Annotated in this window: 21 protein-coding genes; 8 read left to right on the top strand and 13 right to left on the bottom strand. The window is 61.0% G+C overall.

Annotation, left to right across the window (positions count from 1 at the left end; translation table 11 throughout):
* Positions 1–14: 14 nt before the first annotated feature.
* From AC1Z24_RS28195 to cbiE, 9 genes are all read right to left on the bottom strand, one after another.
* On the bottom strand, positions 15–980 hold the full coding sequence (locus AC1Z24_RS28195; protein WP_483743606.1) for an ABC transporter substrate-binding protein: 966 nt from the start codon (positions 978–980) through the stop codon (positions 15–17).
* Complete coding sequence (locus AC1Z24_RS28190) at positions 977–1765, bottom strand: ABC transporter ATP-binding protein (protein WP_259110865.1); 789 nt, start codon at positions 1763–1765, stop codon at positions 977–979. The genes AC1Z24_RS28195 and AC1Z24_RS28190 overlap by 4 nt, the downstream gene beginning before the upstream one ends.
* Before the next feature lie 198 nt (positions 1766–1963).
* Entirely contained in the window at positions 1964–3340 is a 1377-nt protein-coding gene (locus AC1Z24_RS28185; protein WP_483743605.1) for a PepSY-associated TM helix domain-containing protein, read from the bottom strand.
* Positions 3341–3423: 83 nt separating this feature from the next.
* Positions 3424–3765, bottom strand: a complete 342-nt coding sequence (locus AC1Z24_RS28180) for a DUF2946 domain-containing protein (RefSeq protein ID WP_483746727.1) — start codon at positions 3763–3765, stop codon at positions 3424–3426.
* Positions 3766–3897: 132 nt separating this feature from the next.
* Positions 3898–4380 (bottom strand): copper chaperone PCu(A)C, encoded by a 483-nt coding sequence (locus tag AC1Z24_RS28175; RefSeq protein ID WP_483743604.1) that lies wholly within the window; start codon positions 4378–4380, stop codon positions 3898–3900.
* Between the two features lie 46 nt (positions 4381–4426).
* The gene (locus tag AC1Z24_RS28170; protein ID WP_483743603.1) at positions 4427–4813 is read right to left on the bottom strand and encodes a DUF2946 domain-containing protein; all 387 of its coding nucleotides are present in this window, start codon (positions 4811–4813) and stop codon (positions 4427–4429) included.
* 214 nt (positions 4814–5027) lie between these two features.
* Positions 5028–5750: a cobalt-precorrin-6A reductase gene (locus AC1Z24_RS28165; RefSeq protein ID WP_483743602.1), complete on the bottom strand. Its 723-nt coding sequence runs from the start codon at positions 5748–5750 to the stop codon at positions 5028–5030.
* Between the two features lie 135 nt (positions 5751–5885).
* Positions 5886–6986 carry a cobalt-precorrin-5B (C(1))-methyltransferase gene (locus tag AC1Z24_RS28160; RefSeq protein ID WP_483743601.1) on the bottom strand — a complete coding sequence of 367 codons (1101 nt, stop codon included), beginning with the start codon at positions 6984–6986 and terminating at the stop codon, positions 5886–5888.
* A complete protein-coding gene (gene cbiE, locus AC1Z24_RS28155; protein WP_483743600.1) occupies positions 6986–8188 on the bottom strand; it encodes a precorrin-6y C5,15-methyltransferase (decarboxylating) subunit CbiE in 1203 nt (400 codons plus the stop codon). Before cbiE ends, AC1Z24_RS28160 begins: the two co-directional genes overlap by 1 nt.
* A 229-nt stretch (positions 8189–8417) precedes the next feature.
* Here cbiE and cobG point away from each other — a divergent pair, with 229 nt between their 5' ends.
* From cobG to AC1Z24_RS28115, 8 genes are all read left to right on the top strand, one after another.
* On the top strand, positions 8418–9779 hold the full coding sequence (cobG, locus tag AC1Z24_RS28150; RefSeq protein WP_483743599.1) for a precorrin-3B synthase: 1362 nt from the start codon (positions 8418–8420) through the stop codon (positions 9777–9779).
* Positions 9772–10398, top strand: coding sequence for a precorrin-8X methylmutase (locus AC1Z24_RS28145; protein ID WP_483743598.1), 627 nt, complete (start codon positions 9772–9774; stop codon positions 10396–10398). Before cobG ends, AC1Z24_RS28145 begins: the two co-directional genes overlap by 8 nt.
* Positions 10395–11129 carry a precorrin-2 C(20)-methyltransferase gene (locus tag AC1Z24_RS28140; RefSeq protein WP_483743597.1) on the top strand — a complete coding sequence of 245 codons (735 nt, stop codon included), beginning with the start codon at positions 10395–10397 and terminating at the stop codon, positions 11127–11129. Before AC1Z24_RS28145 ends, AC1Z24_RS28140 begins: the two co-directional genes overlap by 4 nt.
* Complete coding sequence (cobJ, locus tag AC1Z24_RS28135) at positions 11129–12841, top strand: precorrin-3B C(17)-methyltransferase (protein WP_483743596.1); 1713 nt, start codon at positions 11129–11131, stop codon at positions 12839–12841. Before AC1Z24_RS28140 ends, cobJ begins: the two co-directional genes overlap by 1 nt.
* Before the next feature lie 394 nt (positions 12842–13235).
* Positions 13236–13745 (top strand): hypothetical protein, encoded by a 510-nt coding sequence (locus AC1Z24_RS28130; RefSeq protein WP_483743595.1) that lies wholly within the window; start codon positions 13236–13238, stop codon positions 13743–13745.
* Positions 13745–14035: a hypothetical protein gene (locus AC1Z24_RS28125; protein ID WP_483743594.1), complete on the top strand. Its 291-nt coding sequence runs from the start codon at positions 13745–13747 to the stop codon at positions 14033–14035. The genes AC1Z24_RS28130 and AC1Z24_RS28125 overlap by 1 nt, the downstream gene beginning before the upstream one ends.
* Positions 14036–14102: 67 nt before the next feature.
* Positions 14103–14813 carry a hypothetical protein gene (locus tag AC1Z24_RS28120; protein WP_483743593.1) on the top strand — a complete coding sequence of 237 codons (711 nt, stop codon included), beginning with the start codon at positions 14103–14105 and terminating at the stop codon, positions 14811–14813.
* Positions 14803–15444, top strand: coding sequence for a hypothetical protein (locus tag AC1Z24_RS28115; RefSeq protein ID WP_483743592.1), 642 nt, complete (start codon positions 14803–14805; stop codon positions 15442–15444). The genes AC1Z24_RS28120 and AC1Z24_RS28115 overlap by 11 nt, the downstream gene beginning before the upstream one ends.
* A 91-nt stretch (positions 15445–15535) precedes the next feature.
* Here AC1Z24_RS28115 and AC1Z24_RS28110 read toward each other — a convergent pair whose 3' ends face one another.
* The 4 genes from AC1Z24_RS28110 to purH all read right to left on the bottom strand — a co-directional run bounded on the left by AC1Z24_RS28110 (position 15536) and on the right by purH (position 22157).
* Positions 15536–16132 carry a MarC family protein gene (locus AC1Z24_RS28110; RefSeq protein WP_413306512.1) on the bottom strand — a complete coding sequence of 199 codons (597 nt, stop codon included), beginning with the start codon at positions 16130–16132 and terminating at the stop codon, positions 15536–15538.
* Between the two features lie 63 nt (positions 16133–16195).
* A complete protein-coding gene (locus AC1Z24_RS28105) occupies positions 16196–18988 on the bottom strand; it encodes a response regulator (protein ID WP_483743591.1) in 2793 nt (930 codons plus the stop codon).
* Positions 18989–19084: 96 nt separating this feature from the next.
* Positions 19085–20380, bottom strand: coding sequence for a phosphoribosylamine--glycine ligase (gene purD, locus AC1Z24_RS28100; RefSeq protein ID WP_483743590.1), 1296 nt, complete (start codon positions 20378–20380; stop codon positions 19085–19087).
* A gap of 169 nt (positions 20381–20549) precedes the next feature.
* Positions 20550–22157, bottom strand: coding sequence for a bifunctional phosphoribosylaminoimidazolecarboxamide formyltransferase/IMP cyclohydrolase (gene purH, locus AC1Z24_RS28095; protein WP_483743589.1), 1608 nt, complete (start codon positions 22155–22157; stop codon positions 20550–20552).
* Between the last annotated feature and the right edge of the window lie 43 nt (positions 22158–22200).

Raw genomic sequence — 22200 nt, 5'->3', positions numbered from 1 at the left:
TGTGCATGACAGTTTCATAACGCCTTGCCGTGAAACCCGGCCGCCAGGGTCTCGATCGCATCGATATTGTCGATCCCCGGCGTCGCCGCCACGTACGGGATGACGATAAAGCGCTTGTTGCGAATCGCGTCCACCGATTGCAGGGCCGGGTTGTTGAGCAGAAATTGCTCCTTCTGCGCGGCAGTCACTTCGCCATAGTCGACAATCACGATCACCTCGGGGTTGCGCTCCACCACAGTTTCCCAGTTGACCCGGGTCCAGCTGGCGTCGATGTCATCCAGCACATTGCGCCCGCCTGCCGCGTCGATCAGGGCCTGGGGCATGGCCAGGCGGCCGGAGGTCATGGCGCGGTCTTCGCCGCTGTCGTAGAGGAACACCCGAGGTCGGGTGGCGGGCAGGGCGGCGGTAATAGTTGCCACGCGCTGCTGCATACCGGCGATCAACTGCACGGCGCGATCCTGTACGTCGAAGATTCGTCCCAGGTTGCGCAGGTCGCCGTACATCATCTCCAGGCTGGCAGGCGGGCGCTTCATGACGAAGGCGCAGGACTCGATCAGCTCAAGGACCTTGATCCCCAGCGGTGCCAGGGTCTGCGGGGTCAGATCGCCGCCGACACGCATGCCGTAGTCCCAGCCGGCGAAGAAGAAATCGACGTTGGCGTTGAGCAGGGTTTCCACCGAGGGGTATTTGCTCGCCAGTTCCGGCAGGCCGTCGAGGTCATGGAGCATTTTCGGCGGCAGGGTTTTCCAGCCGCTGATACCACTGAAGCCGACCATGCGTGAACGCAGCCCCAGGGCCAGCATCATCTGGGTCATGTTGATGTCATGGCTGACGGCGTGGCTGGGCGCCTTGTCGAAGGTCACCTGGCGATCACAGCTTTGCACGGTGACCGGGTAGTGAGTGGCCTCAGCCATGGCGTGGCCGGTCAGGCCCAGCAGGCTGAGAAACAAAACGGTGCGTAATGGTGCAGGCAGAATCATGGGTGGGTAATCCAGGTAATGCGTGGGTAACCGGAAATCGGATGGTCGTCGATCAGTGCCTCGACGCCGAACACATCGCGTAACAGCTCGACGGTGAGCACTTCATGGGGGCTGCCGCTGGCAACGATGCGCCCGTGATCTATGACGTACAGGCGGTCACAAAAAGCCGCGGCCAGATTGAGGTCGTGGATGCTGGCCAGGGTGCCGATGCCCAGGCGCTTGACCTGTTGCAGCAGCTCCAGTTGATAGCGCGGGTCGAGATGGTTGGTCGGCTCGTCGAGAATCAACAATTGCGGTTGCTGGGTCAGGGCTCGGGCCAGAATCACCCGCTGCTTTTCCCCGCCGGACAGGGTGGCGAAGGCATGATCTTCAAAGCCCTGCATACCCACGGCCTGCAACGCCTGGCGGGCAATCTCCCGGTCGGCCTCGGTGTTGCCGTCGAACAGCGCCTTGTGCGGCGTGCGACCCATGGCGACGACTTCATCGACGTTCAGGCCAAATGCATCGGGGAATTCCTGCAGGACGACGGCAATGCGTTGTGCGCTCCAACGCGGTGATTGCGTCCACAGATCGACGTCATCGAGCAGTACCTGCCCTACCGTTGGTCGGGTAAAGCGATAGGCGCAACGCAGCAAACTGGTTTTACCGCTGCCATTGGGGCCGATCAGCCCGACAAATTCCCCCGCTGCCACCCGCAGGCTGACATCGCGCAATTGGAACTGATGATGGCAATGGCCCTTTTCCAGGGGCGACCAGCAGAGATTGGACAGTGTCAGAGAGGTCATTCGAAGGCGTTCGATCAGTCGGAATTAACAGCAGGACAGCATAGAGATGGCTCTATTTCGCGCATCTCGGCGTGTTCATGCTGAGCATGAGGTGGCTTCACGTTGGTCGGCCGGGAGGAGGAGACGGGGCCAGAAGCAAGCCGGGAGAGGAATTCATCACAAAACCAACCCTTAGGCTTCTGGCCCCGCACACGCAATTTAGGCTCGCGCGGGAAATTTAGCAAAGCGCGAAAGGACTAGACGATCGAGTAGTCCCACCGCGATCAGCGACGCGCCAACCAATGGAAACGCCACTGCCAGAGCAAACATGATGCCGATGGCGGTCTTCCAACGAGGTAAATCATGGCGCAGTGGCGGTACGCCCAGGCCACCTTGCGGACGACGCTTCCACCAGATCACCAGGCCGCTGATCGAGCCGAGCAACACCATCAGGCACACCAGCAGGATCAGTAACTGGTTGATCCAGCCGAAAAACTTGCCTTCATGCAGCATCACCCCCAGCTCCGTGGCGCGGGCGACGGTGTTGTAGTCCTGAAAACGCACGTCGGCCAGCACCTTGCCGCTGTATTGATCGATATGCAGAGTGGCGTCGTTGCGCGGGTCGTCGGCGAATACCGAGACGGTGAACACGCCATCAGCGGTTTTCGGCGCGGTAATGCTGTAGCCGGGTTCGATACGCCGCTCTTTGGCGATTTCCACTACCTGTTGCAGCGACAGTTTGGGGGCCGCGGGGGCGGTGGACATATTACCGTGGTGCATGTGCTCGGCGTGATCGCCGCTGGAGACGGGCATCGGCGTGTTTTCCATGGCCCAGGGCACGGTCTGCACGCTGGCGGTGTTCAGCTCGCCAGCCTGCTTGTCGGATTGCGGGACGTTATCCCACATCGCCGCCGGAAAGGTATTCCACACCGCTGCGTACTGCTTGCCCCACATGCCGGTCCAGGTCATGCCGCTGATCAGCATGAACAGCAGCAATGCCGAGCCCCAGAAACCGGTGACGGCGTGCAGATCGCGCCACATCAAGCGGCCACGACTGCTCAAGCGCGGCCAGAGTACGCCTGCCCCGGAGCGACCTCGCGGCCACCACAAGTAGAGACCGGAGACCACCAGCATCACCCCCCAACCGGCGGCCAACTCCACCAGGCGGTCACCGACCGTGCCGATCAGCAGTTCGCCGTGCAGGGCGCGGGCGAGGGCTTGCAGGTTGTTCTTGGCGTCCTGAGTGCCGAGGATCGAGCCGCGATAGGGGTCGAGAAACACATTCACTTCGCGGCCGTCCTGCATCACCACGAACTGCGCGCTGCCTTCGGCATTGATCGGCGGCAGGTATTTTTTCACCGTGGCCTGTGGATAAGCCGTCAGCAAACGGCGTTGCAACTCGTCGGCGCTCAAAGACTGCGCTTGCGACGGCCGTACGCTGAGCAGGTCGCGGTACATCAGGTTGTCGAGCTGGGGCTTGTACAGGTAGATGATCCCGGTAATTGAAAGCAGGATCATGAACGGCGCGACGAACAGCCCGGCATAGAAATGCCAGCGCCAGGCCAGGTTATAAAACGACACAGTGGGTTTGGACACGTAAAACGCTCCCCATCGGGACAACACACGACAGCGCCCGCCCACAGCCGGAGCTGCGGGCGGGGCATGGAATCAATCAGGTTTTATCGCGTGAGGGAGAGCGGCGGGGCACGACTGCGGGCGTTGGCGAACACGCTTTGTCGGGCGTGGCCCTGTTGCGGGACGGCACTGAACAGGTCGGACTGACGCGGCGGTGCCGGAGCAAAAAAGGCCAGGGCCTTGGGCAGCGCCGGGCAACCGAACAACAGGGTGCAATAGCCGCACTTGGCCCACAGCACGTGGTCGGCTTTGACGCCGTCCTGCTGCTCGGCGCTCGCGTGGTGCATATCCATGTCGGCGGACATCGACCTGTCCATGGACATACCGGCGTGCTGATCCATCGGCATCGCCTGGGAGATCAGCGGACCGATAAAGATCATCAACATGGCGAACAGGCTTAGCCACGAGCCTGGGCGATTGCGGGTGTGGGTCAATTCAATGCCTGAGGTTTCTGTCTGTGGGACCGGCTTCAGCCGGGAAATACGCTTTCCCGGCTAAAGCCGGTCCCACGGGAATCGCTATTTCATATTCATCTGCATGGCACCATCCGGCGCCTGCTTGAGCACCTCGACCTGCACAGTCACATCCCCGGCCTTTTCGAAGTGCAGGGTCAGCGCGAAGTGCTGTCCTGCGACCAGTTGCGAGCGGTCGTTAAGCTCCAGCAGCATCACGTGGTAGGCCATGGGGGCGAAGAGTGCATCCTGGCCGGGGGCAATGTCTACCGCCTGTACCTGCTGCATCTTCATCAGACCGTCGACATGTTGGTGTTCATGCAATTGCGCAGCGCCTGCCACGGGGCTTTGCACGCTGAGCAGACGATCTGCAGTCTGTCCGGCATTGTGAATGACGAAGTAAGCGGCGACGGTCGGTGCGTTGGGTGGCAGTTCCAGGGACCAGGGCGCGTTGATCTGCAAAGCACCTGCCTGATAACTCATTTCCTGGGCATGGCTAAAGGCAGCGGGCAACAGCAATGTAGCCAGCATCAGCAGTTTCTTGAACATGACAACTCTCCAGACGATCCATTGATTGCGTAGAAGGCGTAACGCGTCAGGCGTTTGGAGAGGCGCGGGGATTCACACTGGGCCAGTGCAGGCGCGGCGGGTTGAACAGAAGGAAACGCTGCGGCGCGAAGCGTTCCGGCTCGATGTGGACGAACAGGCCACCGTTCAGCCCGCTCGGCAGGATGACCACTACATGGCCGGAGCAGCAGCCGCAATGTTGCATGGCGCCATGTTCATCATGGTTCGACGGGGCCTGATCAACACCCTCGAGGACAATCGCTACCTGCCGGGTGCCGCTACCGGTACAGAAACTGCCCCACAGCACCCGTTCCCCCGAGACCTGGGAGGGCATGGGCGAAAGAGGCATGACCAGCAGGCTGAACAACACTGCAAAGCAGGCTATCCAGACGGCGGTGGTCCGTCGTGACGACATGGGCAATACCGTGATGAAGAATGGGGGTTATTTAGCCTGAACCCGGCGCCGATGTAAAAAGCCCGGGCCGTGGCGGGTTGTCGCGTGGCATCGAAAGATGGCGACAACTGGTGGGACCGGCTTCAGCCGGGAAGACAATATGACAGGCGATAGAGATGTATCGATCATGATTCCATCTTCCCGGCTAAAGCCGGTCCCACAAGGTCGCATTTATTCAGGTCTGGTCGCGCAAGTTCGCCAATAAATCCTCCACCGAAGCAAACTCCCGATCCACTCCAGGCAACTGCGGCCGTTTCAGGATCAGCACCGGTACCCCCCGCTCCCGCGCAACCTGCAGCTTGGGTTCGGTGGCGCCGCTGCCGCTGTTCTTGCTGACCAGCACATCGATCCGCCGTTGCTCGAACAAGGCACGTTCATCTTCGAGATGGAAGGGGCCACGGGCGCCGATCACTTCGCAACGGGCATGGCCCGGATAGCGGTCCAGGGCGCGCAGGGTCCAGAACTGCTGCTCAGGGATTTCCTCCAGGTGCTGCAACGGCTCGCGACCCAAGGTGAACAGTGGGCGCTGGAAGGGCGTCAGGGCGGTGATCAATTGAGCCCAGTCGCTGACTTCACGCCAGTCATCATCCGGCCCGGCCTGCCATGCCGGGCGTCGCAAGGCCCAGCACGGCACGCCGCTCAGTTGCGCGGCACGGGCGGCGTTCTGGCTGATCTGCGCGGCGTAGGGGTGGGTGGCGTCGAGCAGCAGGTCGATGTTCTGCTCGCGAATGAACGCCGCCAATCCCTCGGCGCCGCCATAGCCGCCGACCCGCACTTCACACGTCAGGTCAGTGGGCACCCGACCGACACCGGCGAGGCTGTAGATGTGCTGCGGGCCGAGGGTACGGGCAATGGCCAGGGCTTCGGTGACGCCGCCCAGGAGCAGGATGCGGTTCATGTGTTTTATCCATTAGTGGTTCCGATGCAGTCCTGTGTGGGACCGGCTTTAGCCGGGAAGGCAATAGGACAGCCGACAGCGATGTACCGCTCATGCTGACGTATTCCCGGCTAAAGCCGGTCCCACAGAAGCGCATCAGTGCAGCAGGTTAAGCGCATGACCCACGATCCCGCCCTGCCGATCAATTGCAAACACCTCGACCTCAACCTGCGCCGGAACCACGCTGCGGGCAAAGTCCAGGGCATGCTGACAAACGATATTGCCCAACTCGACGCCCCGAGCTGCACTCAGCGCCAGGGCCTGCTGACTGGTATTGGCTTCGCGGATCGCTTGTTGCAGGGCTTCGTCGGCACCGCCATCGGCGGCCCAGCGCGCCAGTTGTGGCAGGTCGATGCTGGAGTGGCGGCTGTGCAGGTCCATATGCCCGGCCGCCAATTTGCTGATCTTGCCGAAGCCGCCGCACAGGCTGAGCTTGCCCACGGGGACTTTGCGCAGATGCTTGAGCACCGCGCCAACGAAATCGCCCATTTCGATCAGGGCAATTTCCGGCAGGTTGTAGATGCGGCGCATGGTGTCTTCGCTGGCATTTCCGGTGCAGGCGGCGATATGTCTGTAGCCGTTGGTGGTGGCGACGTCGATGCCCTGATGAATCGAGGCGATATAGGCCGCGCAGGAAAAGGGCCGGACGATGCCGCTGGTGCCGAGGATCGACAGGCCGCCCAGAATCCCCAGGCGCGGGTTCATGGTCTTCAGGGCCAGTTCTTCGCCGCCCTCGACGTTGACCGTGACCTCGAAACCCCCGCCATAGCCCTGATCAGCGGCCAGCTTGAGCAGGTGCTCGGTCATCATCCGACGAGGCACCGGGTTGATTGCCGGTTCGCCGACGCTCAGCACCAGGCCGGGGCGGGTAACGGTGCCGACGCCGCGTCCGGCGCTGAAACGCACGCCGGGCTCTTTGTTCAGTTGCACCCTGGAAAACACCAGCGCGCCGTGGGTGACATCGGGGTCGTCACCGGCATCCTTGATGGTCCCGGCTTCGGCACCGCCGTCCTGCAGGCGGCAGAACTCCAGGCGCATCTGCACCTGCTTGCCCTTGGGCAGGGTGATCTCTACCGCGTCGCAGGCGTCACCACCCAGCAACAGCCGCGCCGCCGCCAGGCTGGTAGCAGTCGCGCAGCTGCCGGTGGTCAGGCCACTGCGCAGCGGTGCGGGCTGTTCGGCGGTTTCGTCGCGCATCACGGCTTGATCACTTCCCACAGAGTGATAGGCAATGCCTGACGCCAGGTGTCGAAATCGCCCAGTGGTTTGGCATGGGCGACCTGGATACGGGTCAGTTCGCCGCCGTGCTGTTCGCGCCAGGTCATGAGCATCATTTCGCTTTGCAGGGTCACCGCATTGGCGACCAGGCGGCCGCCAGAACGCAACTGCTGCCAGCAGTGTTCGAGCACGCCGGGACGGGTCACGCCGCCGCCGATAAAGATTGCGTCAGGGGTTTCCAGGCCGGCCAGGGCCTCGGGCGCGCTACCTCGAATGAGTTGCAGGCCCGGTACGCCGAGGGCATCGCGATTGAGTTCGATCAATTGCTGACGACCTTCGTCGGCCTCGATCGCAAGGGCGCGGCAGGTTGGATAGGCGCGCATCCATTCGATACCAATTGACCCGCAGCCGGCGCCGACGTCCCACAGCAACTCGCCGGGCAGTGGGGCCAGGCGCGCGAGAGTGATGGCCCGGACATCGCGCTTGGTCAACTGACCGTCGTGCTTGAAGGCCGCGTCGGGCAGGCCGGAGACGGGCGACAGGCGCAGCGTGTCGGCATCGGCGCGGCAGTCGATGGCGACCAGGTTCAGCGCAGCGATTTCGGCGTCGTTCCAGTCGCGGGCTAAATCTTCTACGCGGCGTTCAGCCGTGCCGCCCAGATGCTCCAGTACGGTCATGGGGCTAGCACCAAAGCCGCGTTCACGCAGCAATTGGGCAATCGCCGCCGGGCTGCTGCCGTCGTTGCTCAGGACCAGCAGGCGTACACCGTGGTGCAGATGCAGATTCAGCGCCGCCAGAGGCCGGGCCACCACCGACAGCATGACCGCCTCCTGCAATGGCCAGCCAAGGCGGGCGGCGGCCAGGGAGTAAGAGGAGGGTGCAGGCAGGATCAGCATCTCGTCGTTGGCCACTACGCGACTGAGGCTGGCGCCTACGCCGAACAGCATCGGATCGCCGCTGGCGAGTACACAAATTTCGCTACCGCGCTGCGCCAGCACCGGCTCCAGGGAAAACGGGCTCGGCCAGGCGCGCCGCTCGGCATTGATGCATGGCGGCAACAACGCCAACTGCCGTGCCCCACCAAACACCTGGCTCGCCCGCAACAGCGCATGCCGGGCATTCCTGCCCAGCCCCTTGAAGCCGTCTTCACCGATTCCCACGACCGTCAGCCAGGGCGACATTTACTTACCTCGATCCGATTCGGGGGATAAAGGCGGCATGATACTGCGCTGTCGTGCAGCAAGCACGGCGCGGCGCTGATTGTGGGAGTGAATTGCGTGGAGACGGATTGTTGGAGCCCATAATTGGCCCCCATCGGTTTGCAGTTCGGCGATCGATTACGCGATCCGACAGAGCGTCTTTTCATGCCCACGGACAAAGCAGGCATAATGCCGTCCCACTACGCTATACATGCCTACCCCGTTGCCCGGTGATTCCTTGAACAAGCCGCTGTCCCCTGCTGTTTCTGTACGCCCCTCGGCCTGTCCGGGGTTGTTGCGTATCGTCCCGGCGCTGGATGGCGGGATCTGTCGGATCAAGCTGGCCGGTGGTGTGATCAGTGCCACGCAGGCGCGGGCGGTGGCGCGGGCGGCGCAGGATTATGCTGGCGGTGTGATCGAGGCGACCAATCGGGCCAATCTGCAGATTCGTGGTATCGGCGCCGAGCAGGGCGCCTTGATCGAGACGCTGTTGGCCGCAGGCCTGGGGCCGAACAATCCCGACAGCGACGACGTGCGCAACCTGATGCTCAGCCCCACTGCCGGGCTTGATCCCCGGATGCTGCTGGACGTACGGCCTCTGGCCGCGCAAATCCTCACAGCCCTGGAAAACACCCCGCGCTTGCACGAACTGTCAGCCAAGTTCGCCCTGTCCCTGGACGGCGGCGAAGGTGTGGTGATGCTCGATCATCCTCATGACCTGTGGTTGTCGGCGCTGGAGGTGGACGGCGAAGTGCTGCTGGCCTTCGGTTTGGCGGGCTGCCCTGCGCGGGATAAACCTCTGGCAGCCGTGCCGCTGGCCTATGGCCTTGAACTGGTGCTCGGGGTGCTGAAGTGGTTTCTCGACACGGCGCGACCCGATCAGTCACGCATGCGTCAGTTATTGGCCGAAGTACCTGCCGAACAACTGCTCAGTGCTTTGGCATCGATGCCGTTGCGTACCGATGCAGATATCAGCCAGTGGCGTCGCCCGGCCACTGTCACCCACGGCCATATCGGTATTTATCCACAGGCTGAAACGGGCAAGGTCGCAGTCGGTGGCGTCACCCCTCTTGGGCGTCTCGATCCGGCAATGCTCAACGCGATTGCCCAGTTGGCGGAGGAGTTCGGCGATGGCAGCCTGCGTCTGACGCCCTGGCAAAGCCTGCTGTTGCCCAATATTGCCGCCTGCGACGCACAGAACGTGCTGGCAGGCCTGAAAGCCGCCGGCCTGCTGTGCTCGGCCGATCAGGCGTTGGCGCAGATCATCGCCTGCACGGGTTCCAGCGATTGCGCCAAGGGCCTGGCCGACACCAAGGCTGATGCGCGCCTGCTGGCCGGGCAGTTGCAGCGCAGCGGCATCAGCCGCGGTGTGCATCTGTCTGCCTGCCAACGTTCCTGCGCAGCGGCGCACCTGGCTTCGGTGACTCTACTGGCAGTATCCCCCGGCCGTTACGACCTTTATTTCCGCGATGCAGCGCAGCCCGGTTTTGGTGCGCTGCAAGCGCGTGACCTCACTATTGAAGCAGCCGGCGCGTATCTGATCGCCGACTCACGGAGCAACACCCATGATTGATTACATCCGCGATGGTCAGGAGATTTATCGCAACTCCTTCTCGATCATTCGCGCCGAAGCGCGTCTGGACACCATCCCGGCGGACCTGGAAAAACTCGCCGTACGGGTGATTCATGCCTGTGGCATGGTCGAGGTCATCGAGGACCTGCGTTTCTCCCCCGGCGCCGGAACCGCCGGGCGCAATGCCCTGGCCGCTGGCGCGCCTATCCTCTGCGATGCGCGGATGGTTTCCGAGGGTGTGACCCGTACCCGCCTGCCCGCCAACAATCAGGTGATCTGCACCCTCAAGGATGACGGCGTGCCGGAGCTGGCCCGCGAACTGGGCAACACCCGCTCCGCTGCTGCGCTTGAGCTGTGGCGGCCGCATCTGGAAGGCAGCGTGGTGGTGATCGGCAACGCGCCGACCGCGCTGTTCTACCTGCTGGAAATGCTCGATGCCGGCGCGCCAAAACCGGCGCTGATCCTCGGCTTCCCGGTGGGCTTCGTCGGCGCGGCCGAGTCCAAGGACATGCTCGCCGCTGACAGCCGCGGCGTGCCTTACGTGATCATGCGCGGTCGTCGTGGCGGCAGCGCCATGGCGGCCGCAGCGGTCAACGCCCTGGCCACGGAGATCGAATGATGCAGGCACGCGGTCGATTGATTGGTCTGGGCGTCGGCCCTGGCGATCCGGAACTGATTACGGTCAAGGCTCTGCGTCTGCTGCGCGAGTCGCCGGTGATCGCCTACTTCGTGGCCAAGGGCAAGAAAGGCAACGCCTTCGGCATCATCGAGGCCCATGTGCAGGCCGCCCAGACCCTGATGCCGCTGATCTACCCGGTGACCACCGAGGCCCTGCCTGCGCCGCTGTCCTACGAGCAGGTGATCAGCGATTTCTACGATGCTTCGAGCGTCGATATCGCCGCACAGCTGGACGCCGGTCGTGATGTGGCGGTGATCTGCGAAGGCGACCCGTTCTTCTACGGCTCCTACATGTACCTGCATGATCGCCTCGCCGAGCGCTACGAAGCCCAAGTGATTCCGGGTGTCTGCTCGATGCTGGGCGGCGCTTCGGTGCTGGGCGCGCCGTTGGTCTATCGCAATCAGAGCCTGTCGGTGCTGTCCGGCGTGCTGCCCCATGACGAACTCAAACGCAAACTGGCCGATGCTGACGCGGCGGTGATCATGAAACTGGGTCGCAACTTTCCCAAGGTCCGCCAGGTGCTCGAAGAACTCGGCCTGGCCGGGCGCGCGCTGTATGTTGAGCGCGCCACCATGAGCAATCAGAAGATCGTCCCCCTGGCGGACGTTGACCCCATGTCGTCGCCGTATTTCTCCCTGATCATCGTCCCCGGTGAAAGGTGGCAAGGCTGATGGCGCAACGTATTCCGGCGATTGTCATCCTCGGCCAGGGCAGCCTGTCGACTGCGCGACGTATCCAGCAGCTGTATCCGCATTCGTTGATTCACGGCCTTGCGGAGCGGGTCGAGGGCGCTGATCGTACCTATCATGCGTTCGGTGCGACCCTGCGTCAGCTGTATCAACAGGACACGCCGATCATCGCCCTGTGCGCGGCCGGTATCGTCATTCGCACCCTGGCGCCTTTGCTGCTGGAAAAGTGCGCGGAGCCTGCGGTGCTGGCCGTGGCCGAGGATGGCAGCGCCGTGGTGCCGTTGCTCGGCGGCCTGGGCGGGGTCAACGTGATGGCCCGGGAAATCGGCGCCGCGCTGAATACCGAGGCGGCCATTACCACTACGGGCGAACTGCGCTTCGGCACCTGCCTGCTCAACCCGCCGTCCGGCTATGCCTTGGGTGACCTGGAACTGGGCAAGCGTTTCGTCTCCGACCTGCTGTCCGGCGAAAGCGTGCGCATCGAAGGGGCTGCGCCATGGCTGGCCGACGCGCAATTGCCCGAGGCCGACGATGCCGCTCTGGCGATTCATGTGGGCTACGCCGAGCGTGATCCCTGCGCCAATGAACTGCTGATCTATCCGCGCAATGTGCTGATGGCGGTCAAGGCCAGCGTGCCCGACCTGGCCAATTGCGTGAAGGTTGCGCTGCATGAGTCGCGCATCGCTGTGCAATCGCTGGCCTGTTTGCTGGCCAGCCATAGCGATATGGCTGATCCGGGCTTGCATGACGCCGCCCAGATGCTGGGTGTGCCGTTGCGCTTTATTGCAGGTGCCTCGGCGGCCGAAATGGCGCAACAGGTCCTGCCGCAACTGTTGCCACCGCTTACGCCAATGGATGGCATTGCCATCGCCGTTGCGCCCGAGCCGTTGGACGTTGAGCGCATAGGCCACAAGCGCGGGCGCCTGGCGGTGATCGGCCTTGGCCCTGGCGCTGCCGAATTTATGATTCCTGCGGTGAAAGCCGAACTGGCCCGGGCCAATGACGTCTTGGGTTACGAAACCTATGTGCGCATGGCCGGGCCGTTCCGCGCTGATCAGGTGTTGCACTGCACCGATAACCGCGAGGAAATGCAGCGTGCCCGTCACGCCTTTGAACTGGCCGCCCAGGGGCGTTCGGTGGTGGTGGTGTCGTCCGGTGATCCGGGTGTCTTCGCCATGGCGTCGGCGGTTTTGGAGGCGCTGCATGAGTCAACCAACGCCGAATGGCATGCCGTCGAACTGGAGATCCTGCCGGGGGTGTCCGCTTCCCTCGCGACTGCGGCTCAGGCAGGTGCGCCGTTGGGCCATGACTTCTGCGTGATGTCCCTGTCGGACAATCTCAAGCCCTGGGAAGTCATCGAGAAACGTCTGGACCTGGCCTGTCAGGCCGACTTGGCCCTGGCTTTCTACAACCCGATCTCCCGTTCGCGCCCGTGGCAACTGGGCCGTGCTTTGGAGATTGTTCGTCAGCACCGTAGTGCGCAGACACCGGTGACTCTGGGCCGGGACATCGGCCGTCCGGGCCAGACCCTTCGTGTGGTTCGTCTGGGAGAACTGACTCCGGAGCAGGTGGATATGCGCACCATGGTACTGATCGGTTCTTCGACAACGTGCACCATCGCCCGGCCCGATGGCAGTGAGTGGGTTTATACGCCGCGCTGGTACGGGCAAAAACCGGGTGCCAGTCGCGACTGAGCCGTTCTCTGCATAACCCTCGCCAACGGTCTGATGGAGTTGACCATCGGATAGCTGGCGAGTGCTTGTAGGAATTATTAAGTCAATTCATCTGAAATGCCGACTTGCCTCTCGGGACATGGCGAATGCCATGCGTGGGTTTAAGAAGCTTGTGTCATGGAGTATTCCTAAAGGTTAGTAAGTTATTGGAATGACGTCTGCGTGAAAGTGCGGTAAAGCTTTTGCTATATGGGTTTTTCATTAGTATTTATTATGTTGATCAAATGTTTGTTTTTAGTTGTTGATGAAGCCGTCGCCGTTTTTAAAGGGTTGTGTCTGGCAAATCCTAAGTCTAGTTTTAACGAGCGGTCGGTCAGACCGCTCATTAAAAATAACTTTCTGCAAGGAATGCGTCATGAGTATCAAAGACACCTTTTCGGAACCTACTGTAGAAGAAGCTGCTGCCTATTTTTCCGGGTTTCCTTCGTTTGAGCCAGATAACGCCATGTTCGACTATCGAGCAAAGGTTATGTCGGACAGTATGGATGGCGAGGGCGATGTCGGTAAAAGCGGTCAGGTCGGTAAAGATTCTCCCACCGTGATTGCGTTTGCCGATGGCGTTAAAGAAGAAGTTCGCGATGCAATCAGGTTGAGTGCAGCGTTCGCCGAGATGGCCGCCACGAAAGAATATAGTCTCAAAGAAAAACCGATCGAATGGCATGAGGAATACGCCAAGGCCCTTTATTATTGTGGCTGGACGATGGCGGGCGGTCATGACTACGGCGAGTACAAGTCGAGCAGTCAATCACTGACCATGGATTCGGTGGTACTCGAACTTATCGGGGCGATAGCCGGACCTAATGCTGCAACCGTTATCAGCCTCTTGGGTTTGACTCTGGAAAAGCTGCAAAAAATGAACCGCTGATGCAATTGTTTGAGCGCAACAGTAAAGAAGGCGTGCGCGGTACCTGCCGTATCATGCCCTGCGTTCAGTCGGCCGGGGGTACCCCGATTACGTACATGGTCTCCCTGGATTGCGAATATTCTGATGATAAGGTCGGTGTACCGTTCTTTAAGTGGGAGGTTCGCAGGCTGAGTATCAAGCGGCTGGTGAGGGGGGTAGAGTTTGATGGGCGCCGTTATAAAGATTACGAAGATAAAATTAAGAAAGTGATGGGGGCGGATGCAGATAAATATTTTGCCGGTTTTGACTGATTAATTTGCAGGGGCTGTTCGAGTGACAGCCTCTTGCTTTTAGTGTTTGATCGTAGGGGGTAATACAATGGATAGTGCTAATTCCAGTACCCTGATTGCAGGGCATCTATTGCTAGATAGTAGTGATTTGGCTTCGGGTGTGATGGGTGATGTGTTTGACACGTTGTTGTACTCGCAACTTTATGCCGATAAAGAAAAGAAAGCACTCGACGGACCTGTTCAGTGGTTTTCTCTGTGTGACAATGCACTGCAAGTAGTCAAGTGGGCGCTGTCTGATAGTGAACGTCATGCGTATGAACCCGATAGCGATGCCGTTATCAGTATCAAAATGTTAATTGAAAACTACTTGCTGTCCCAGTTGCCGGCTTCTCACATCACTGAAGTGAAAAGCATGATTGACCGCGTTGCCAGTCTTTCAGGCAGCGATCCCGTGGCGTTATTATTGCGCCGACATATTTTGAAGTCCGCTTCCGATGCCCAGGGGCGCTCAATCATCGCCTTGCAAGTCAGTACCCTGACACCGAGGGCCCAGTTGTCCTCGCTTTCGGTAACCTTCACGACCACGTCTGTGGTGAACGCTGACTTGCTACGTCAAGAGTTTCCCGGCCGCACTATCGTCGGAAAAGTTGATGTGGGCTATACCCGCCGCATATGGAGTCACGACGATTATTGCAAGAGCGTGCGCAACAAGGTGCTGGGTATTGTGTCGGGCAAGCGCGGCGGGTTGATACTGCCAGTGGGCCGTAAAGAAATTGAGGCGCAAGGCCATGACCAATAGCCGGGGGCGCGCGCTGCTGACGGGTAACAGCCTGGTGTCGTTCTCTGATGGCATGTCCGAGCAGGAGAAGAGCGATATTCTGGACTGCCTGAACTATGCGCAGGCCCAGGCAGACAGCAGATACCGCCGCCGGGATGCCTGGTCAGATTGGATGAGGTCATACCAGGCGGTTTTATACAACAACGGCTTCAAACTCACCGGCGCATTGAGCAATGAGAGCCTGACCATTACCAAGCCTGAGGATCTGCTTTACGTGACCCGTGATGCACTTCAAGCAACCGGCCATCCCGAGTTATCTGAACTGGCCTATTCAGCCTTGCAGAAACTGCTAGGCAGCCAACAGGCGCAGGCGTTTTTTGAGGACTGGTTCAGCGCCAGCCAAAGCGAAAGCTTTCAGATGGTGCCTTGCCGAAAGGAGCCGGCAGGCGGGATTGACGTCTTGATCTGTGGCATCCGCATGCACACAGAAGCTCAGGCGGGCACTTGGTTTCAGCGGCCGACGTCGAGTATGACCATTACCCTGAACGGGGGCGCATTTCTGTATACCAGCCAAGGCTATGAGCCATTTCGTGAAAGCGTCACCAACAACCTGGAAAGATACACTCGCCTTTATTTTGCCAACCTGGCTTAGCACAGGGGCGATCATGGTCGAGGCGAATAAGACCGTTAAAATGCGCCGAAAGGATTCGGCACATATAGTTTCTGGGATGGATGGCCGGGCGTTACTGAACCAGATAACCCCGCACCCCGGTAAAAATGATCTGTGCCGCCAGGGCGCAGACAAATAGCCCCATCAGGCGGCTGACAATCTGTAAGCCCTGATCGCCGAGAATGCGTTCGATACGGTTGGCCAGGTACAGCACCACGCCTACGGTGAAACTGGCCAGGGCGATGCTGACGATAGCGGTGAGTTTGTCATCCCAGTGCGGCTGGCTGACGCCCATGACCAGCAGCGCACCGATGGTGCCGGGGCCTACGGTCAGGGGAATGGTCAGCGGCACGATGGTGACGTCCTGCTGAACGTTGTCGGTCTGCACGGCTGATTTGCCTTGGGCCATGCCCAGTGCCGAGATAAACAGCACGCTGCCCGCGCCAATGCGGAAGGCGTCAACAGTGATGCCGAAGACGCTGAAGATCACTCGGCCAAACAGATACAGCAGCACACTGGAAATCAGTGTCGCCAGGGCGACCTTCCAGGCCAGGCGGCGTTGTTCCTTACGGGAATGGCCGCGGGTGAGGCTGATGAAGCAGGACAGAACGAAGAACGGGCTGTAGAGCACCAACATCTTCAAATAAACGCTGAACAGCACGTGGAGCATGATTTCGGCTCGCGCAGAGAGGCAGACCGGCGGAGTCTACCAGTTGGCTTTGCAGTACCCCTGTCAATTTTGTTGATAGAGATCGGCGCTGGAGGTCAGCTCCTGGATCTGTTTGCGCTGGGCGACCCAGTACTCGATCAGTTCGCGCAGTTGCGACAACTCAACGGGTTTGGCCATATGGCCGTCCATGCCAGCCTGGCGGGCGCGTTCCTTGTGCTCGGTGAGGATATGCGCGGTCAGGGCCACCACCGGGGTGCGTACCCGCTGGTTGCCCACTTCCCAGGCACGCAGCTGTTCGGTGGCGGAGAAACCATCGAGGATCGGCATCTCACAATCCATCAAGACCAGGTCATAACGCTGGGCCTTCATGGCGCGCAGGGCTTCTTCACCGTTGCTGGCGGTATCCGGATTGAGATTGAGTTTGCCCAGCATGCCGCGAATCACTTTGGTCGAAATGCTGTTGTCCTCGGCGACCAGAATGCGGAAATCGCTGGGCACCACCACCGGGATAGTGGGAGGCAGGCTGGCGGTGAAGGGCAGCACGCCGCCGCCCTTGTTCAGTTGCGTCAGCTCGTCGGCCAGGGTGGTTTTCAGGGTATAACCGGCCACGGGCTTGGCCAGGATGCGCTTGATCCCGGCATTACGGGCGATGATCTTGCTCGGCGCGTTGCTGATGCCGGTGAGCATGATCAGCAGGATGTCATGGTTCAGGCTCGGGTCTTCCTTGATCTTGGCCGCCAGTTGCATGCCGGTCATGCCGGGCATGTTCTGGTCGAGCAGGACCACGTCGAAATAGTCCCGTAGATGCGCCTTGGTCCGCAGCAGGGCCAGTGCCTCCTTGCCCGACGGCACGGCGCTGACGTTCAGGCCCCAGGCCGTGCATTGCTGTACCAGCACCTTGCGGCAGGTGTCGTTGTCGTCCACCACCAAGGCCCTGGCGCCCTTGAGCGGGCCGTCGAGGTCGATGGTCGGCTGTTCCAGGCGCGAAGGGTCCAGGGGCAGGCTCAGCCACAGGGTGCTGCCCAGGGTACTGGTCTGGATGCCGAATTCGCCGTCCATCAGGCGGATCAACTGGCGAGCGATGACCAGCCCCAGATGGCCGCCCAGCTTGCTTGCCGCGAGGAAGTTCTTGCTATGCAGCTCGGCGCTGAGCAGGGCGTCGCGCTCTTTGGGCTCCATGGGTTCGCCGCTGTCCTGCACCGAAATGCGCAGGCGTGGCTGCCCGGCGCGGGAGTCGAGGGCGACCACGACCAGGATCTCGCCTTCGTCGGTTTTCTTCAGGGAGTTTTCCAGCAGGCTCAGCAGGGTCTGGCGCAGGCGCGTCGGGTCACCGCTGATGACCTGAGGCACCTGGGGCTGGATAAGACTGATCAGTTCGACGTTCTGCTGTTCGGCCCGGGCCCGGAAGATATTCAGGCAATCCTCGATCAGCGCACTGATATCGAACTGCACATCGTCCAGTTCGATCTGCCCGGATTCAAGCTTGGTAATGTCGAGAATCTCGTTGATCAGGGTCAGCAGCTCGTTACCGGCGCTGTGAATGGTCTGCACGTAGTCGCGTTGCTTGACCGACAGCGGCGTGCCCAGCAGCAGCTCGGTCATGCCCAGCACGCCGTTCATGGGGGTGCGGATTTCGTGGCTGATCTTGGCCAGGAACTCGGCCTTGGCGTTGATCTCCGCCGTGCTGGCCGCCAGGTCACGGCTGATGCTGAAGTTGTCTTCAGTGATGCTGCGATGACGCTCGCTGAGGGCGACACTCATCAACAGGCCGGTGATGCAGGCAAATACCAGCATGCTCATGACCATCCACTGCGGCGGCACCTGGGTCAGCCAGAGCATGGCCGGCAGGATGACCAGACAACCGACATTCAACACCAGCATGCCGGCGATAAACAGGCGTGCGGGCCAGAAACCGCGCTGCCAGTGGCTGACTGAAATCATCAGCATGGTCAGAGTGGCCGGAGCGATCAGGACGTAGGTCATGACGTTCAGCGGCAAGGTATCGACAAACAGCATCAGCAGGCCGCCAAGGGCGATCAGGATGATGTTGGCCAGCAGCAGGCGGTTATGAATCGCAATGCTGCGGTGGGAGAAGAAGCAGCCGGTGTACATCAGCGCGCTGAGCATGGCCAGCAGCAGGGTGAGGTGGGCGCCGGGCGTCTGATTGATATGCCAGTTGACCAGCCAGGGCGCTGGCAGGTTGAGCAGCAGCACAGCGCTCATGACCAGCAGGGCTTCGCTGCCGGCCAGCCATAGATTGCTGCGTGCGCGGGTGTGGGCGTAACGGGTCAGGTTCTGCAGGATCAGCATCACCAGCGCGCCGAAGATCATGCCGAACAGCAGGGGCTGGCGTTCGTCGGCGGCGCTTTGTATCGCGGCCTGCAGGGTGATATTGGGGCGCAGTTGCTGGGTCGAGACCAGGCGCAGGTAGATGTCCTGAGACACATCACTGGCCGGGATGGGCAGCAGGAAATCGCTGCCGGACAGCACCTGATTGTGCCGGGGGACGCTGTTGCCGCTACGAGTGTGATTGACCAGGCTGTCGCCGTTAAGGACATACAGGTCCAGGTTGGCCAGATCGGGAGCGAAGACCCTCAGCAGTTGCTCGTGGTCATCGGGGGGAAGACGGTAGTGCAGCCACAAGGCGCTGTTGCGGCCGGCGGCGGTGACCTTGGCCAGCTCGATGGGGCTGAATTGATTCTGGTAGCGCGCTGAACGGATATCGCTCAGTTGCAGGTCGGCCTGGTCATCGAACAAGGCGGACCAACCCGCACCTTGCTCGGCCTGAGCCGAAAGCATGAAGAGCAGGGTCAGCAGACCCACTGTGGAACCTATGGCAATCCTGAGCCAGCGCACGGCGAAATCCCTTCGTAGATAAATGCCTTTTGCCTCTGTGCGGTGCCGGAGTGGCCAGACCCGACCTTGTGAAAGGCAGAGGTCTGGCCGCCTGACTTACTCCAGGTTTTCACCACGTTCGCGGGCAATGGCACGGTAGCCAATGTCCTCGCGATAGAAGCAGCCTTCCCAATCGACTTTTGCTGCCAGTTCGTAGGCGCTTTGTTGCGCTGCTCCGACGCTTTCGCCCAGTGCTGTTGCACACAATACACGACCGCCACTGGTCACGACCTGACCATTTTGCAGCGCAGTACCGGCATGGAACACCTTGCCTGGCAGTTGTGCTGCGGCGTCCAGACCGTTGATGGTCGCGCCCTTGGCGTAGTCACCAGGATAGCCACCGGCTGCCAGGACAATGCCCAGGCTCGGACGCGGATCCCACTGTGCTTCGACCTTGTCCAGGGCCTGGGCCAGTGCGGCCTCGACCAGCAGAACCAGACTCGATTGCAGGCGCAGCATCACCGGCTGGGTTTCCGGGTCGCCGAAACGGCAGTTGAACTCGATGACTTTCGGGTTCCCGGCCTTGTCGATCATCAAACCAGCATAGAGGAAGCCGGTGTAAACGTTACCTTCGTCGGCCATGCCTCGGACGGTCGGCCAGATCACCAGATCCATGACACGCTGGTGAACGTCGGCGGTGACCACCGGGGCCGGGGAATAGGCACCCATGCCGCCGGTATTCGGGCCGCTGTCGCCGTCGCCGACGCGCTTGTGGTCCTGGCTGGTGGCCATTGGCAATACATTCTTGCCGTCAACCATGACAATAAAGCTGGCCTCTTCGCCATCGAGAAACTCTTCGATGACTACACGGGAGCCGGCTTCGCCAAAAGCGTTGCCCGCCAGCATGTCGCGCACGGCGTCTTCGGCTTCGGTCAGTGTCATGGCGACGATTACGCCCTTACCGGCAGCGAGACCATCGGCCTTGATCACGATCGGCGCGCCTTTTTCGCGCAGATACGCCAGGGCTGGCTCGATTTCGGTGAAGTTCTGATAGTCGGCAGTCGGGATCTTGTGGCGGGCCAGGAAGTCCTTGGTGAAGGCCTTGGAGCCTTCGAGCTGTGCAGCCCCAGCGGTCGGCCCGAAGCAGTCCAGGCCACGGGAGCGGAACAGATCGACGACACCGGCAACCAGTGGCACTTCCGGGCCAACGATGGTCAGCGAGACGTTCTGCTCGGCGAAGTCTGCCAGTTGCTCAAGGGCCAGCACGTCGATGGCGACGTTTTCGCACTTGGCTTCGATGGCGGTCCCGGCATTGCCCGGCGCGACGAAAACCTTTTCGACACGCGGGTCCTGTGCGACTTTCCAGGCCAGGGCGTGTTCACGACCGCCACTGCCGATGATCAATACGTTCAAAGGAGACTCCTTCGGAGAAGCTGCGAGCTACGAGCTGCAAGCTAAAAGCACAATAACGGAGTGCTTACTTGCAGCATGTTGCTCTGAATTATTTGGACTGCAATGGCAAGCAAGATCGATATAGACCTGCTCTTGCTTGCCGCTCGCAGCTTGAAGCTCGTAGCTGCACTCAGTGCCTGAAATGGCGCATACCAGTAAAGACCATGGCAATGCCTGCTTCGTCAGCCGCAGCAATCACTTCTGCATCGCGCATCGAGCCGCCTGGCTGAATCACCGCAGTGATGCCGACCTTGGCCGCGTTGTCGATGCCGTCGCGGAACGGGAAGAAGGCGTCCGAGGCCATGACTGCACCGGCAACCGCAAGGCCTGCATGCTCGGCCTTGATGGCGGCGATACGGGCCGAGTTGACGCGGCTCATCTGGCCGGCGCCGACGCCGATGGTCTGGCGGTTCTTGGCGTAGACGATGGCGTTGGACTTGACGTACTTGGCGACTTTCCAGGCGAAGATCAGGTCATGGATTTCCTGTTCGGTCGGCGCGCGCTGGGTCACGACTTTCAGGTCATCGACGCTGATCATGCCGATATCTCGGCTCTGTACCAGCAGGCCGCCGTTGACGCGCTTGTAGTCCCACGCAGCACCACGTTCGGCAGCCCACTGGCCGGTGCTGAGCAGACGCACGTTGGCTTTGCTGGCGACGATGGCCTGGGCTTCGGCGCTGACGCTCGGGGCAATGATCACTTCGACGAACTGGCGCTCGACGATGGCCTTGGCCGTTTCTGCGTCCAGCTCCCGGTTGAAGGCGATGATGCCGCCGAACGCGGACTCGGTGTCGGTGGCGTAGGCCAGTTCATAGGCCTGGCGGATGCCGCCTTCGCTGTCCGGGCTGACCGCCACGCCGCACGGGTTGGCGTGCTTGACGATGACACAGGCTGGCTTGACGAAGCTCTTCACGCATTCCAGCGCGGCGTCGGTGTCGGCCACGTTGTTGAACGACAGCTCCTTGCCTTGCAGTTGGGTCGCGGTGGCGATGCCCACTTCGGCCGGGTTGGCTTCAACGTAGAACGCCGCGCTCTGGTGCGGGTTCTCGCCGTAGCGCATTTCCTGAGCCTTGACGAACTGGCTGTTGAAGGTGCGCGGGAACTGGCTGCGGCCGGAAGTCGAAAGGGTCTCGGCTTTCTGGTCGATGCTGCCCAGGTAGTTGGCAATCATGCCGTCGTAGGCGGCCGTGTGTTCGAACGCCTTGAGCATCAGGTCGAAACGCTGGGCGTAGGTCAGGCCACCGGCCTTGAGGTTTTCCAGCACCTGGCTGTAGTCACTGGCGTTGACCACGATGGCCACGTCTTTATGGTTCTTTGCGGCCGAGCGGACCATGGTCGGGCCGCCGATGTCGATGTTTTCGATGGCGGTCGGCAGGTCGCAGCCTGGCTTGGCCACGGTGGCTTCGAACGGGTAGAGGTTGACCGCAACCAAGTCGATCGGCTTGATGCCGTGCTCGCTCATGATGGCATCGTCGATGCCGCGACGGCCAAGGATGCCCCCGTGGATTTTCGGGTGCAGGGTCTTGACCCGACCGTCCATCATTTCGGCGAAACCGGTGTAGTCGGCGACTTCCACTGCGGCGACGCCGTTGTCCTTGAGCAGCTTGAAGGTGCCGCCGGTGGAGAGGATCTCGACGCCCAGGGCTTCGAGTTCACGGGCGAATTCAAGGATCCCGGTCTTGTCGGAAACGCTGATCAGGGCGCGGCGGATCGGCAGGCGGGTAGTCTGGTCGGTCATCTCAATTTCCATCAAAAGCAAAAGGAGTCAATCAGCAAAAAAG

This window comes from Pseudomonas sp. JL23 (genome assembly GCF_056933585.1).
The sequence above is the reverse complement of the archived record's forward strand: the minus strand, read 5'-3'. Positions and strand labels throughout refer to the sequence as shown.